This is a genomic window from Arthrobacter tumbae, from assembly GCF_016907495.1.
GTDB classification, from domain to species: Bacteria; Actinomycetota; Actinomycetes; order Actinomycetales; family Micrococcaceae; genus Arthrobacter_D; species Arthrobacter_D tumbae.
The window spans coordinates 2,417,643-2,432,274 of record NZ_JAFBCC010000001.1 but is presented as its reverse complement, the minus strand read 5'-3'; the positions used below and the strand labels follow the sequence as shown (position 1 = coordinate 2,432,274).

Annotated in this window: 17 protein-coding genes; 7 read left to right on the top strand and 10 right to left on the bottom strand. The window is 62.7% G+C overall.

The window, feature by feature from the left end:
• Positions 1–78 precede the first annotated feature (78 nt).
• Positions 79–1,329, bottom strand: a complete 1,251-nt coding sequence (locus tag JOD47_RS11705; protein WP_239548085.1) for an NAD(P)/FAD-dependent oxidoreductase — start codon at positions 1,327–1,329, stop codon at positions 79–81.
• A gap of 452 nt (positions 1,330–1,781) precedes the next feature.
• On the bottom strand, positions 1,782–2,360 hold the full coding sequence (locus tag JOD47_RS11700; protein WP_204534488.1) for a helix-turn-helix domain-containing protein: 579 nt from the start codon (positions 2,358–2,360) through the stop codon (positions 1,782–1,784).
• Between the two features lie 66 nt (positions 2,361–2,426).
• Between JOD47_RS11700 and JOD47_RS11695 the strand changes: the two genes are divergently transcribed.
• Both JOD47_RS11695 and JOD47_RS11690 read left to right on the top strand, forming a co-directional pair.
• A complete protein-coding gene (locus JOD47_RS11695; protein ID WP_204534486.1) occupies positions 2,427–3,509 on the top strand; it encodes an NAD(P)/FAD-dependent oxidoreductase in 1,083 nt (360 codons plus the stop codon).
• Entirely contained in the window at positions 3,509–4,231 is a 723-nt protein-coding gene (locus JOD47_RS11690; protein ID WP_204534484.1) for a class I SAM-dependent methyltransferase, read from the top strand. The genes JOD47_RS11695 and JOD47_RS11690 overlap by 1 nt, the downstream gene beginning before the upstream one ends.
• A 102-nt stretch (positions 4,232–4,333) precedes the next feature.
• Here the strand turns inward: JOD47_RS11690 and JOD47_RS11685 are convergent, their stop codons facing one another.
• The 7 genes from JOD47_RS11685 to JOD47_RS11655 all read right to left on the bottom strand — a co-directional run bounded on the left by JOD47_RS11685 (position 4,334) and on the right by JOD47_RS11655 (position 10,378).
• Positions 4,334–4,768, bottom strand: coding sequence for an SRPBCC family protein (locus JOD47_RS11685; protein ID WP_204534482.1), 435 nt, complete (start codon positions 4,766–4,768; stop codon positions 4,334–4,336).
• Between the two features lie 32 nt (positions 4,769–4,800).
• Positions 4,801–6,018: an NAD(P)/FAD-dependent oxidoreductase gene (locus tag JOD47_RS11680; RefSeq protein WP_204534480.1), complete on the bottom strand. Its 1,218-nt coding sequence runs from the start codon at positions 6,016–6,018 to the stop codon at positions 4,801–4,803.
• Entirely contained in the window at positions 6,002–6,346 is a 345-nt protein-coding gene (locus JOD47_RS11675) for a putative quinol monooxygenase (protein ID WP_204534478.1), read from the bottom strand. Before JOD47_RS11675 ends, JOD47_RS11680 begins: the two co-directional genes overlap by 17 nt.
• Before the next feature lie 78 nt (positions 6,347–6,424).
• Complete coding sequence (locus tag JOD47_RS11670; RefSeq protein ID WP_204534476.1) at positions 6,425–7,330, bottom strand: nuclease-related domain-containing protein; 906 nt, start codon at positions 7,328–7,330, stop codon at positions 6,425–6,427.
• A 174-nt stretch (positions 7,331–7,504) separates the two neighbouring features.
• The gene (locus JOD47_RS11665; RefSeq protein ID WP_204534474.1) at positions 7,505–8,179 is read right to left on the bottom strand and encodes a haloacid dehalogenase type II; all 675 of its coding nucleotides are present in this window, start codon (positions 8,177–8,179) and stop codon (positions 7,505–7,507) included.
• Between the two features lie 135 nt (positions 8,180–8,314).
• Positions 8,315–9,523: a glycerophosphodiester phosphodiesterase family protein gene (locus tag JOD47_RS11660; protein ID WP_204534472.1), complete on the bottom strand. Its 1,209-nt coding sequence runs from the start codon at positions 9,521–9,523 to the stop codon at positions 8,315–8,317.
• A gap of 120 nt (positions 9,524–9,643) precedes the next feature.
• Entirely contained in the window at positions 9,644–10,378 is a 735-nt protein-coding gene (locus JOD47_RS11655; protein ID WP_204534470.1) for a glutamine amidotransferase, read from the bottom strand.
• A 135-nt stretch (positions 10,379–10,513) separates the two neighbouring features.
• On the opposite strand from JOD47_RS11655, the gene JOD47_RS11650 reads away from it, so the two are divergent.
• From JOD47_RS11650 to JOD47_RS17790, 4 genes are all read left to right on the top strand, one after another.
• Positions 10,514–11,053, top strand: a complete 540-nt coding sequence (locus JOD47_RS11650; protein WP_204534469.1) for a hypothetical protein — start codon at positions 10,514–10,516, stop codon at positions 11,051–11,053.
• 177 nt (positions 11,054–11,230) lie between these two features.
• On the top strand, positions 11,231–12,070 hold the full coding sequence (locus JOD47_RS11645; protein WP_204534468.1) for a glucose 1-dehydrogenase: 840 nt from the start codon (positions 11,231–11,233) through the stop codon (positions 12,068–12,070).
• 90 nt (positions 12,071–12,160) lie between these two features.
• Complete coding sequence (locus JOD47_RS11640; protein ID WP_204534467.1) at positions 12,161–13,225, top strand: spore photoproduct lyase family protein; 1,065 nt, start codon at positions 12,161–12,163, stop codon at positions 13,223–13,225.
• Between the two features lie 89 nt (positions 13,226–13,314).
• Positions 13,315–13,458 carry a hypothetical protein gene (locus tag JOD47_RS17790; RefSeq protein ID WP_204534466.1) on the top strand — a complete coding sequence of 48 codons (144 nt, stop codon included), beginning with the start codon at positions 13,315–13,317 and terminating at the stop codon, positions 13,456–13,458.
• Between the two features lie 65 nt (positions 13,459–13,523).
• Here the strand turns inward: JOD47_RS17790 and JOD47_RS11630 are convergent, their stop codons facing one another.
• Positions 13,524–13,775: a hypothetical protein gene (locus JOD47_RS11630; RefSeq protein WP_204534465.1), complete on the bottom strand. Its 252-nt coding sequence runs from the start codon at positions 13,773–13,775 to the stop codon at positions 13,524–13,526.
• A gap of 269 nt (positions 13,776–14,044) precedes the next feature.
• Here JOD47_RS11630 and JOD47_RS11625 point away from each other — a divergent pair, with 269 nt between their 5' ends.
• Complete coding sequence (locus JOD47_RS11625; RefSeq protein WP_239548084.1) at positions 14,045–14,554, top strand: MarR family winged helix-turn-helix transcriptional regulator; 510 nt, start codon at positions 14,045–14,047, stop codon at positions 14,552–14,554.
• Positions 14,555–14,632 lie beyond the last annotated feature (78 nt).

Sequence of the window (14,632 nt, the reverse complement as noted above, 5' to 3'; positions counted from 1 at the left end):
GCTACATCAGAGACCTGACCGGGCTTGAGCGCGCAGCCCGTGTCGATTCCAGCTCAGGCTCTCAGGTCCGATCCCCCATCAGGCAGTTTTCAGGTCCGAGTCCGGATCAGCGAGCACGCTGCGGTCCACAGCTTTGCCGCTCCGAATGAGGTCTTGGATCCCGTCCTGCACGTCCCACACATTGACGTTCATACCGCCTACCACCCGGTCGTCGCGGAGCCAGAAGGCGACAAACTCACGATCCTCGAGGCTACCGCGGACCACCATGTCCGCATCTTTCGTCAGGGCACCGTAGCCGGAATACTCCATGCCCAGATCGAACTGGTCGGTATAAAAGTACGGAATGTCGTCCAGCACAGCGTCTCGGCCGAGCATCGACTGTGCTGCCACCTTTCCGCCACTGATGGCGTTTGCCCAATGCTCACTCCTCGCATGCTGACCCGTGACAGGATGCAGCGCGCTGGCCACATCTCCAGCTGCAAAGATGCCCTCGGCACTGGTCCGTAGCCCCGAATCGACCTGAATTCCATTCTCGATGGTGAGTCCGGCTCCTTCTGCAAGCGCCGTCTGCGGCACCACCCCAATGGCGATCACAACGAGATCCGCGGACAGGGTTTCACCCGCATCGGTTACTACTGCAGTGACACGGCCGGCATCGTCACCCCTGATTTCTTTCGCCGAAGCCGGCAGCCTGAACTGGACACCAGCTTCCCGATGGCGATCCATGAAAACTGTGCCGAGCCTGGGACCGATCGCCGCACTCAACGGAACTTCTTCCAACCCGAGCAGGGTGACCTCATTGCCAAGTTCACGTGCAGTTGCGGCAACCTCCATACCTATCCAGCCGGATCCGATAAGCACAAGGTGGCGGCCACCGCCTGTCAACTCTGAATGAAGACGCTGACTATCCGTTTTCGTGCGGAAGTAGTACACCCCCTGGAGGTCGGTACCCTGCAGGTTCAGTTGACGGGGAACAGCGCCCGTAGCGAGCAGCAGCCGACCGTAGGAGAGTGAACGGCCACTCGACAAAGTAACCGCACGGGCGGTGGAATCGACGCTGACCGCCTCGTCTGAGGTGAGGAGTTCGACGTCGTTCTCTGCGTACCACTGCTCGGGGTACGGCAGGAGTGATTCCTCGTTCTCTTTGCCGGCAAGAAATCCCTTCGACAGCGGCGGACGCAGGTAAGGTATCTGGCCTTCCGCCCCCACGAGGACCACAGGACCAGTGAAGCCTTCCTCACGCAAGGTTGCGGCCGCCGTCGCGCCCGTCAGGCCTGCCCCGATGATCACCATTGCGTCATTGCGTTCCTGGGAACTGGTGCTGTCCATTGAAAGTCCTTCGTCCGGTGAGGTGGCCCGCAAAGGCGCATTGCCACGAACAGTTAGTTTAGAAATTTGGTCGCGCAGGGGCCTCCGACTGCGAGCTCGCCATAAAACGTCGCTGCGGGTAGTGGTACCAGCACTCTGCACACCGCGCACTGAGGAAGTCAATGGTGCAAGCACAGGAGAAAGGCTCGACAGATGTCCGACTTCACAGGCAATCCGGAGCCCACAACAGGATCCGGCAACCGGGGGCGACGCAAGCCACACACGCGGTCACTCCGGATCCCGAAGGGCCCTACTGCTGCGCACGCATCACCCGGCGCACCGAGGCCAAGTAGTCCGCGCCGACTGCGCCCGAGCAGCGCAGCAACCCAGCCCACCCGAGTAGCACCGACTGCACACGAGCAGCCCAGCCCGCCCGAGCCGCGCCGACTGCGCCCACCACCGCTGCCTGCCGCTTACGTCGTCTTCGCCCGCAGGTGCAGCCGCTCCCCCTGACGCCCGAACAGACTCAGAAACTCCACCGCATGCCTGTCAGCCTTCCCAAACCAGTGCGGCACCCGGGTGTCGAACTCCACCGCTTCACCGGCAGGCAGCACCAGGTCGAGCTCACCAAGAACCATCCGCAGGTTTCCGTTCAGTACGTACAGCCACTCATAACCCTCATGTACCTTCAGGTCCGGTTCCTCAAGCGCCATTTCAGCGTGCAGTACGTGTTTGTAGGCCTGAATGCCTCCCGGCCTGCGTGTAAGCGGAACCACCGTTCCGCGACCCATGTCGATCGGACGCAGGTGAACGCGCGGATCACCGGTGGTCGGTGCGCCAACGAGCTCATCCAACGGCACCTGATGCGCCTGAGCCAGCGGAAGCAGCAACTCCAGGTTGGGTTTACGCTGGCCCGATTCCAACCGCGACAAGGTACTCACCGAAATCCCGGTCGACTCGGACAACGACTGGAGTGTCACGTCCCGCTTTACCCGCAGCGCCCTCAACCGAGGACCTACTGCCGCAAGTGCTTCACCAATTTCATCCGTCATGGACTCTAGTTTGCCATATCAGCAAGCTTACTTGCTGATCGAAGTTCCGCCATCCACGATGAGTACATGACATCTGAACTGAACTCATATGACGTCGTCGTTATCGGTGGCGGTGGTGCCGGCCTCAGTGCTGCGCTGATGCTCGGGCGTACCCGCCGAAGTGTCGCGGTCGTCGATGCCGGCGAACCACGCAACTCCCCGGCCAGCGGCGTACACGGTTTCCTCACCCGTGAGGGTATGAACCCGCTGGACCTCGTGACCGCAGGCAGGGCTGACGTACAGGTTTACGGCGGCGTGATTGTTCCCGGCACCGCCGTCGACGTTGCTTCCACCGACAATCCTCACGATCGCTTCCGCACCACGCTCGACGACGGGACTGTCCTCCTCTCCCGCCGCCTGCTCCTGACCACCGGCCTCACGGACGTACTGCCGGACATCCCCGGACTCCACGAACGGTGGGGCCAGGAAGTGCTGCACTGTCCCTTCTGCCACGGCTGGGAGGTACGCGACCAGCACATCGGCATCCTCGGCACCGGTGCCATGTCAGTGCATCAGGCACTGTTGTTCCGCCAATGGAGCAGCAGCATCACTCTCTTGCTCAACGACACCGTCGAACCCACCGAGGAGGAGTGGGAGCACCTGGCTGCGCGTGGCGTCACGGTTGTCGACGGCTCGGTTTCCCGCGTACTGAACCAGAACGACGGCGGCACCCTCAGCGGCGTGGAACTCACCGGCGGTCGTGTGGTTCCGTTGCAAGCTCTCGTCGTTGCGCCACGGTTCGTGGCCAATTCCGGAATTTTCGCTGGCCTCGGTCTTGCTCCGGTCCAGCATCCGATGGGCGTCGGAGAGCACCTCGCCGTGGACGACATGGGCGCAACCGGCGTGGACGGCGTGTGGGCAGCAGGAAACGTGGCCAACCTGATGCTGCAGGTACTGCCGTCCGCTGCATCGGGATCGATGGCTGCGATGGCGATCAACAATGACCTGATGGCCGAAGAACTGCAGCAGGATCTTGCAGCCCACCGGGAATCTTCGACGGCTACTCCCTCTTCCGGGGCTGCTCACTCTTCCGCCGCAGTTATCTCTTCCGCAGATTCCTCTTCCGCAGCCGCCCCGCGGGATAGCAGGATGGGAGCGGAGGTTTCCTGATGCAATCACAGCACTCACAGCAAGACCAGCATGACCAGCACTCACAGCACCAGCACCAGCACCACGAGCATGGACCCCGCGAGTTCGACGAAGCCTTCTGGGACGCCCGCTATGGCGAAAAGAAGCGCATCTGGAGTGGTCGCCCGAATCCGCAACTGGTCACTGAAGCAGACGGACTGCCGTCCGGCACAGCTCTCGACGTCGGCTGCGGAGAAGGCGCCGACGCACTCTGGCTGGCCGAACGCGGCTGGGAAGTCATCGGCGTCGACATCTCAGCGGTTGCCCTTGCCCGCGCAGCCGAACACGAGCAGGACCATCACGAGAATCAACCCGAGAACCGGGGCTCCACCACCCCGCCTGTGCGCTGGGAACATCAGGATCTGACCGTCTGGGAACCTCAGGCCGGTGCATTCGACCTCGTCACCGCGCAGTACATGCACCTGCCCACCACGCAACGTGATTCGCTGTTCAGGAACCTGGCACGCGCCGTCGCACCGGGCGGGACATTGCTCATTGTCGGGCATCATCCTTCGGACATGCAGAGCGGTGTGTCGCGTCCCGATGTCCCGGACCTCTACTTCACGGCGGAGGACATTGTGGGCCTGCTCGACGACGGTTGGGAACACCAGACAGTCGAATCGCGTCCACGGGAAGCCAGCGGTCCCGACGGCGCCACGCTGGCTGTCGCGGATGCGGTCTACCGGGGTCGCCGACGCGGCTGACGATCCAACCGGCCGCATCAAACCAGAAGACGCCGGCATCACAAACCGCGGCCACCAGGTGCTGCGGCCACCAGGAGCTTATGACATCAGAAGATCAAGCCATCAGGTGACGACCAGCCCCTCCATGTCGTCGAAGAACGCCTGGTAGCCCGCTGCGGTCTGGTCGCGTTGGTCCTCTGAAAAGTCCGGAGCGTCCTGCACCAGGGTCATCTGTGTACCGCCGTCTACGTCCGCAAAGGTGACTTCGATAGGAGCTCCCGGATCAGTGCCGGGCCGGTCGGTCATGGTCAGGCAGAGCCGTTCGGGCGGAGTCACCTCCGTGTACTCGCCCTCCCAGTTGATGGTGTTGCCGTCCGGCAGTTCCATCACGGCGCTCCAGGTACCTCCGGGACGCACGTCGAGCACGAGGGAGTCGAGCGGCACGTTGACCTGTGAGCTTTCGAACCACACTGCAAAGTCAGCAGGATCGGTCCACGCGGCAAATACGCGTTCCCTTGGTGCTGCGAAGGTGCGGGTGACGGTGATCTGGTTGGACATGCGAATCCTCTCTGTAGAACCAGAACGCGGGCTCAGGCCCGGCCCTTCAAGATGGCGTACCAGTACAGCCTGATGAATCCGTACCGCTCCACCAGCCAGGTGAGTCGCTTCTCCTTCGCGAGACCCTTCCAGCCGGGAACGGTGGGTTTGGGCGTGAGAGTGTCATCAAACTCGGCAAGCACCACTGTAGAACGGCTCACAGTGAAAGGGCAGGCGCCATACCCGTTGTACTTCTGGCCCGGCTGATTGCCCTTGAGCACCGACTCCAGGTTCTTCGCGAGGACCTTGGTCTGCTGACGGAGCGCTGCACCGGACTTCGAGTTGGGTGTTCCCGCCGCGTCGCCCAATGACCAGACCGTTGGGTGGGTGATGTGTCGGAGAGTGTGCTTGTCCACGGCGACAAAACCGTCGTCGTCGGCCAGCCCGGTAGCGCGGATCCATTCCGGAGCAGATTGCGGCGGTGCTGCGTGCAGAACGTCGTACCGTACCTGTTCCTCCGTACTGCGCGCGGTGTCGCGGAGGGTTGCGAGGCGGTCCTCGGCGTCAACCGAGGTGAGCTCCGTGGTGCAGCGCAGTTCAATGCCGTACTCGGTGATCTTGCGGTTCAGCTCCTCGTCCACAACATCGACGCCGTACACGGTCCTCGTGGGAACGGCGAGGATCACGCGGATGTTGTCGAGGACGCCCTGCGAGCGCCAGTAATCGCACGCGAGGTACATGGGCTTCTGCGCTGCGCCGCCGCAGGTGATGGGCCCGTCGGGCATGGTGAAGACCACGGTTCCGGAACGCAGGCTGCTGAGCAGGCGCCAGGCTTTCACCGCGAGGTCGAGGCTGTAGTTCGTTGCGCCGTAGGGGGAATCGTAGGCATCCTGCAGACCGGGAATCCCGTTCCAGTTCTTCTGGATTCCGGGACACACCACGAGGTGCTCATACGTGAGGGTCTGCCCGGATCCAAGCGTCACAGTTTTCGCCGCCGGATCGATGGCTGTCGCGGAGTCCCGGTGCCAGGTGACACCCTTCGGCATCACGGATTCCTGCGGGCGGACCGCTACTTCCGCTTTGGCTGTACCACCGGCGATGTGGGAAAAGAACGGCTGGTACAGGTGCTGTTCTGTGGGGTCGACGACGGCGATCCCCTTGACCCGGTAGCGCTTGAGTCGTGCCGCGAGGGAAATACCCGCATTCCCGCCGCCGATGATCAGCACCGGGTGATGGGAGTTTCCTCCTCCGGCTTCACTGCCCTGAGACATCGGCGCTCCCGTCGATGGTGAGTTCGCCCATGCGGTTCCATCCGGTGGCCGAGATCTGTTCGCTGATGATCCGCGGGGTTTCCACCAGTGCCTGCGGCATATCTTTCATGGCCTGCGCGAAGTGGCTGCTGGTCACATGGTCGCCGGCGGCGTCGTCTTCGAATGCCTCGACCAAGACAAACTCGTTGGGATTGTCAACGCTGCGCGACCAGTCGAACCAGAGGTTGCCGGGTTCAGCCCGGGTGGCTTCGGTGAACTCGCGCGTCAGATCGATCCAGCGATCACTCCAGTCTGGTTTCACGTTGAACTTGACGACGATAAAAATCATGCCGGTGCCTTCCGCTCGGGGATGTCCTGCTCCATGCTAGGCGCCTCCATCCAACTGCCGCAGCGTTCCGAAGGACAGTCAACTTCCATCCGGTGGCAGAACGGTCGTTATTGGGATTGGCGCCGGAGCCGGTTGTGATCGTTCTGCGACACCGTCCAGGATGTTCAGCAGCGTCATGATGCCGATGACGAGCAAGGACAACTTGATCACCGCTCCTGCAAGTCCGGATCGCTTCTTCCTTCGGCGCTGTGAACTTTGACGGGACTCTCGCTGCCGGGACGACGGCGGCGCCATAGCCACCCGGTCCCGAACCCCACCACGGCGACGCTGAAATGAATGCGAAGCAGCGTCGCTGCTTTCCTCGAGTTCCCGGGTCGTCCACAAGCCCGGACTGCGATCACCGGCCAGTAGCCCCCTAAGGTGCAGGGCGATCGCGTCGATCGCGACGATATCCAGCACCGTCGGCAGTGAGCGCAATGCCGGTATGAAGGTTTCTGCGCCTTCAACGCGGACCCCACTGTTGGAGCGACCAGCGACACCCGGTTGACCGATCAGGCAGATCCATCCGGCGGCGAGATGCCGATGCTGTGGTTCAAGCAGTGCTGCGACGGCGCTCGCCTGGTCCAGCACAGTGTCAATTCGCCGTGCCCGGTGCCCGTTTTGGTGCAGCTCCCCTCGCCGTAGTTCGACCGTGCCGGTCCAGTTTTTCGTGTCGAGAACGACGACGCCTCCCGGGCCAACGAGCACATGGTCCAGATTCGCTTTTGGCCGCCCCGGCCAGTGCACATCGTGAAGGACACGCCAGCCCTCACCTTCGAGCTCGGCCAGCCGCTCGGCGACGATGCGTTCGCCCAACGCACCGGCCTGCCAGGCGTGCAATTGCTGCTCGGCGCGCGCCAACTCCTGCTTCAGCTTTTCAACCCGTTCCCGGGCCCGGTGCGCCTGTTCGGTGGCGCCTCCCCCTGGTGTCACTCCCGCTGACATGCATCCCCCATCCGACTCTTCTCAGACTAGAACCGCATTCCAAGGCTTGAGTGAGGAAAACCGCAGAACTGAATCAGTTCTGCGGTTGCGTACGACGGAGCGCCAAGGGTGTTCGTTCAGAGAGGTGCATGCACTGCTTTCATTGCATGCAGTAAAAGCACCTTTTTGGAGCGACTATCCCGCCGGCAGCTTCTCGACGAGCTCCGGGAGGCTGCCTGCTTCGAGGTCCGGCGCATCGAAGTACGTGGGATAGGCGCCACCCGTCCTGTTGATCCACGCCGTACGCAGCCCCGCGCGATGCGCTCCGTGGATGTCCCAGGGATGCACAGCGACCAGGAGCATCTCTGCCGGTTGCCTGCCACGTTCCATGGCGGCGTACCCGTACGCACTCGTCCCGGGCTTCCATGCAGCAGCATCCGCAACGCTGAGCAGCTCCGCAAAGTGGGAGCGGATGCCTGCCCGCGCGAGGAGCCCCTCGGCAACAGAGGCCGCACCGTTGCTCAGGGTGACCAGCTCTGCGAGTTCGGCGAGCGCTGCGACGCCGGGAACGACGTCGTCGTGCACTGGCAGTGATGTCAGTGTGCCCAAAATGTTGTCCACTGCGGCAGTATGGTTTCCCGACCCCAGCATGTCAGCACACAAACGTTGAAGGCTGTCCTTGGCGACGTCGGAGAACGCACGATTGTCGCCGGTCACGGTCAGCGCAAAACCGTCCCGCAAAATGCCTCCGAACCAGACCCGCGCTGTCAGCGGAGGGAGTCCTTCAGCGTCGAAGGCGTCCGCGAGTGAACTCATGTCGGACAGCGTTTCATTGACGTCGAAGACGATGGTTTTAGGCTGATCGGTCATGGGCTAACCCTGTCAGGAGATAGACGTGCGCGACAGCCCCCGGGCCACGAATCGAAGCGACGCAACTGCGCCCGCCCGCCGAGGTGAAGCCGGCGAACGGGCGCAGTTCGACGAAGGAACTGGCTCCGCGAAACGTTAGTTCGCGAAGACGTCCTGCAGACGCGGGCCGACCCACAGGGCAACCGAGTCACCGCCGTTGTTCAACACGGAAGCGCTGCCGCCGTTGTAATACGCCTCAGCTGAGTTGGTGCCGGGACCCGTGTAGACACGCAGTTCGGCGCCCGGAGCCAGGACGTAGTTCTCACCGACAGTGAGAATGTTGTTCGCTGCATCGCGGAGTATCGCGCCACTCACATCAACGCTCGCTGCCGAGGTGTTGCGGAGTACAACGTGCTCGCCGTTCCCGGGCTGAACGTCGTCGCCGGCTGGGTTGTTCATGGAGTCCGCAATTTCGACGCCGGCTCCCGGGAATACAGGCTGACCCTGAAGGAAGCGCTGGTTCTGGATCGGGAAGTCAGTAGTCACCGCATCGACGCCAAGATCCAGCGAGTACTGCACAGCCTCCGGCGAATTCACCGTGTACACACCGAGGATCAGACCGGCACCCTTGACGTCGGCGGCGTTCTGCGGCGTCAGCGCGCGGTAGTTGGTGCCCACCGAATCCGCGAACGTCGCCCATGAGTCTACGACCGCACGCGCAGGAACCACGCCGGTGAGCTGCTGCAGCTCAATTTCCGGCGCGATCGCTGCGAAGCGGCGGTTCGAAGCCTCGTCGAAACCGAGAACCTGAATCTTGTCCGCGGCGACCAGCTTGGTCCACTTCGGGTCATTGCGGAGTTCGTCGGCGACAACCTGCTCAACACCGGGTGAGTTCACGGGAGCCTTGATCTCGATGTACACCCCGGTCTTCGCGGTTGCGACCTGAGCAGCGTCATCCAGGTGCGGGATGCGCTCCCCCTCGTACCTGCCGCTGAAGTAGGAGCCGGCATCGAGCTGCTGAAGTTCCGCCCAGGTGAAGGAGGTGATCGGGTCGTTCTCGCGGCCCGGGAACACGTCTGCAACGTTGGTGGTGCGCGCGGGCGTGTTGTCGTGGAAGAGGAATGGAACGCCGTCGGCGCTCAACTGCACATCGATTTCGAAAAAGTCTGCACTGGACGCACGTCCGTCCTTAAACGCCGCAACGGTGTTCTCCGGTGCAGTCCCGGCTGCTCCGCGGTGCCCGATGAGGATCGGGGCATCGCTCGACTTTTCCGCGGGCGCAGCGTGTGCGATGGCGGCGGGCGCGGTCGCGAGCATCAGCCCGGCAGCACTGGTCGCAATAGTCCTGGTCAGGCGATAAGCCATAAGGTTCAGTCCCTTTCGGATGAGTGTGGGTGGTCCCCTCATCCGATGCAACAGGCCGCCGAAGTCCTCCCGGTCAACGCGGAATGAACTACGGGTGAAAGCAATGCTCAACTCAGCGGGTTAGTCGCGCGCGTAACGCCGCACGAAGTTGTTGAGGATCTTCGACGGCCAAGTCACCGACGCGCCTTCGGCACGCTCGATCACGGTCTCTGCCTGGTCGGGCGGAAAGTAGCCCGCGTGACGGTAGATCCGGATACGTTCAACGAGTCCGGCCACATCGAGCTCGGGATGGAACTGCGTTGCGTACAGGTTCTGCTTCACCCGGAACATCTGAACCGGACAGGACGACGACGACGCCAGCAGCACCGCGCCCGCCGGAAGCGTGGTGCACGCCTCCTTATGCCCCGCGAACGCATCGAAGCGAAGCGGAAGGCCGGCCAGCAGCGGGTCCGCTGCGCCGTCGTCGTTCACTGTTATTTCGGTGGGACCAATGGGCTCCGCGAAGGTGCGGTCAATGACGGCGCCCCGGTGCCGCCCCAGTGTCCCCACGCCGTAGCAGGCACCGAAAAACGGAAAATCAGCGTCAACTATGCGATCGAGCAGCTCACCGAGTTCCCGTTCCACCCGGTGCTGGGTCGGAGACTTGCTGTCCTCCGCGTCCGACGAATTGAAGGGACTTCCACCGAGGAAGATCCCGGAATAGTCCTCAAGCCGGAGGGCGGGCAGCGGCTCCTGCTCCACCCGGAAGCGGTGAAGGGCCGACGGCGCCAGACCAGTGAAGCGCAGAAAGCTGCGGTACTCGCCTTCGGCAGCGGCATTCTCGGCACGGGTGGCCAGAAGCAGGAACGGTAGCACCCGTCGATCGTACTGCCGGGTGAAATTTTCCACCCGATCACTCGCAAAATGCTAAGCATGCTGATAAACATGAAGGGAGCCGTTTTCCAAACATCCCTATCGGACTACGGCACACCCAAGTCTAAGGAGAGCATCATGGCAGGAAACACGCTTGTACGGTCCCTACACGATCTCAGCGCTGCGGCTTGGTTCGGCGGATCGCTCATGGGCGCCGTCGGCCTGAACGGCGCGGCGGCCGAAGCCAAGGACCCGACGGAACGCACCCGCCTTTCCACGGTGGGCTGGGCACGCTGGACGCCCGTGCAGATTGCTGCGTTCGGCGCACACGCAGTCGGCGGCATCGGCCTCATTGCAGCCAACAAAGGCCGCCTGGCGGGACAGCCCGGCGCTGTTGCCAATACCGTGGTGAAGTCAGCGATCACGGTGGTCGGCATGGCAGCGTCCCTTTACTCCGGCATCCTCGGCAAGAAGGTCGGCGAACTGAGCCAGCATGGCGGGCAGGGTGCAACCGAGCCCAAGCCCGGAGCGCCGGAGGAGCTGAAGAAAGCCCAGTCGCAGCTGAAGACGCTCCAGTGGATCCTGCCCGCCCTCAGCGGCGCAGTGATCGTGCTCGGAGCCAACCAGGGTGAGCAGCAGCGCCCCAAGAACGTACTCGGCGGCATCTTCAACCGCTAAGTATCCAGAAGCCGGCCCGTCGTTTCCCCCAAACGGCGGGCCTCTTCGGTTAACACCCCCAACTTCTGCGTAACACCCGTGGAACTTTTGCGCAGCTACGGCGGGTTCCGGCGCTGGGAAGCCACCGGAGCTGCGCAAGAGTTCCCATAGACAGACAACGAACCGTGGAGGAAAATCATGGGCCAGCCAGCACAGCAACAGGATGTACCCGGCGTTCAGTCGGCCATGGATCCAACGCCCGACTGCGGTGAGGAAAGCTACCGCGGCAGCGGCAAACTCACCGGTAAGGCAGCGGTCATCACCGGTGGCGACAGCGGGATCGGCCGTGCCGTGGCCATCGCCTTCGCTCGTGAAGGCGCCGACGTCCTGATCTCCTATCTCAATGAGGATGAGGACGCCAGGGAAACAGCACGCTACATCGAGGAAGCGGGCCGGAAGGCGGTCCTCGTTTCGGGCGACCTCTCGGATTCGAAGCATTGCCGCGGCATCATCGACATGGCCGTGCAGGAGTTCGGCAAGGTGGACATCCTCGTCAGCAACGCCGCCTATCAGATGAGCCACCAAACCCTCGATGAGATCAGCGAGGAGGAGTGGGAGTACACCTTCAGGGTGAACGTCTCGGCGATGTTCCACCTGGTGAAGGCCGCCCTGCCGCACATGGCTCCGGGTTCCTCGATCATCGGCAGCTCGTCGGTGAACTCGGACATGCCGAGCCCAGCCCTGGCACCCTACGCCGCAACCAAGGCAGCCATCGCCAACTTTTCCGCGAGCCTTGCGCAGATGCTCGGCGAGAAGGGCATCCGCGTCAACAGCGTGGCACCGGGCCCCATCTGGACCCCGCTCATTCCCTCGACCATGCCCGAAGAGAAGGTCAAGCAGTTCGGCGACGACACTCCCCTGGGCCGCGCCGGCCAGCCCGCCGAACTCGCCCCTGCATACGTTCTCCTGGCGTCCGACGACGGTAGCTACATGTCAGGCGCCCGGATCGCCGTTACGGGCGGCCGCCCAATCCTGTAATCACCCCGTTGAGTGAGCAGGACACGCCCCGTATGACTCTTCACAAGGGGTGTGTCCTGCCAATTCGGCAGGAGGAGGGAGGATTAACGCATGGAATTCAACCGGCTGCTGCAGATCAAGCGCATCTACGCCCAGCCTGCTGCCCTGGAGTTGCCCCGCGGCAAGGAAATTGTCGAGCGATGGCCGGATGCCGACGTCGTGCTGGTGGACAACCACTGGAACATCCCGGAAGTCCACGGTGATGAAACCAACGTGCCCCGCTGGTCCCGGATCAAGACCGAGGCACTGGTTCTCGGCGTCAAGAAAGCGCTCACGGTCAAGCCGAACGGCAGGTCAGCGGACTTCATCGCCCCCTCGACCGCCAACGGATGCGCGATGGCTTGCGCCTACTGCTACGTCCCCAGGCACAAGGGGTACAGCAACCCCGTGACGGTGTTCGCTAACATCGACCAGATAGCCGGCACCCTTGAGCGGCACGCAACGCGGCAGGGCATGAAACTGGAGCCCAACCAGTGCGATCCTGAGCTGTGGGTCTACGACATCGGCGAAAACAGCGACTGCTCCGTGGACGCCCTGATCAGCGACAACGTCGAGGATCTGGTCGAGCTCTTCCGCGATCTGCCCACGGCCAAGCTGTCGTTTGCCACCAAGTATGTCAATCCGGCAATGCTGACCTGGAACCACGGCGGCCACACCCGCATCCGCTTCTCCCTCATGCCGGCGGACCTCGCCAAGTCGATCGACGTCCGCACCTCACCCGTGGCAGAGCGGATGGCTGCGATCAACGACTTCGTCGACGCCGGTTACGAGGTCCACGTGAACTTCTCCCCCGTCATTGTCACGGACACCTGGCTCCGCGACTGGGAGCAGCTCCTCCGCGAGCTCGATGCGACGCTCACGCCTGCGGCCAAGGCCCAGCTCGCAGCGGAAGTCATCTTCCTGACCCACAACGAACGCCTTCACGAGGTCAACCTCGGGTGGCATCCGCAGGCCGAGGACGTGCTGTGGCGGCCGGACCTGCAGGAGTCCAAGGTCTCCTCCAACGGCTTCACCAACGTCCGCTACCGCTCCGGCGCCAAGGGGCGCTACGTCCGGCAGCTGACCGAGCTCATCGAGGAGATCGCGCCGTACTGCCGGATCCGCTACGCGTTTTGAACACGGTCCCTACGGTGAGGGCACTCGCTGGAAGGAAACGCGCACCATGATGGGTAGGTCCGAAACCGTGGAAATGGAGGTGGCCCACCATGACTTTCGCCGCCACGATGGTCAATCCATCCCGGATGAACACGTTGGTACAGGCACTTTCCGGGAAATGGGGGATGCGCATCGCCCGCAAGGCGCTTGCCAGGGATCTTCGAGACATCGCGATCAAGGCCGAATCGCTGTAGAAGCTCGCACTGAGCTGACTCCGGCCCCTCAGGCGACAGCTGCGCCGATTTCAGCTACTGAGCCTTCAGCTTCGGCTCTCAGGCAGGTCCATACCCGGCGCCCAGAGTAGAGCGGCAACCTGCTTAGGGGTCATTCCCGCAGCCGTGGCAATCGCGTCTACCGGGCTTCCCTCGGACGCGGCCCGCTCAATCGCCACGGCCAGCGCGGTGCGAGCGCGATCCAGTTCCCACTCCAGCGACTCGACCGCTCCAGCCGCCGCAATGATGCGCTCCGTGCCCGAGGCGCCGTCGTCGACCCCCACATCGATTCCGGACATCCATAGCTGATCCCCGGAATCCAAGGAGCTACCAGCAGAAACAGGGATGATTTCCTCGGATGACCCATTCGCGCTGGTTATCATCGACTGCTCCCTTCAATAGGCCGAATAGTAACTAGCCAGACTAGTTATATACGACCTTGGCTTGACCTGTCCATCACCAAAACCCGAACGAAAAAAGACCAATTGCTGAGGTAGCTTCAAAACCTGATCAGCCCTTGAGCTTCGCTAGGTGGCCTAGCATGTAGCTGGGCGATAAAATGATGGATATGGGAACAGCGATGAACACCGACGGCGCCGGTTACTGGTACGTCGACCAGGACAACCCTGGCAGCGTGGATGTCCTCAACGCGCTGCGCGCCTACCGTGCAGCAGAAGCCGAGATGCGCCGTCGGACGCGTGATTCCATGAAGATGAACGAAACAGATCTCCTGGCCATCAGGTATGCCATGCGGGCCCACAAGGCCGGGCACTGCATCAGCCCGAAGGATCTCTCGCGCATGCTGAAGATATCGACGGCGTCCACCACCGGACTAGTTGACCGTCTCGTTGCGAGCGGACACCTGGTCCGACGGCCGCATCCCACTGACCGGCGTTCCGTCGAGATCATCCCCACAGGCAGCGCTGACACTGAAGTACGGGAAACGCTCGGCGGCATGCACAAGCGGATGCTCGAAGTTGCTGAATCACTGAGTTCCGAAGAGGCACTGCACGTCACCCGTTTCCTTGAACGCATGACGTGGGCTGTGGAGCAGCAGGACACACCGCATCACCCCTGAGGGCAACCACCGGGCAGGGAAACCCGGTTCCACCACCATCAACAGGAGCACAACCAACCGCAAGGAATCGTTGCACGG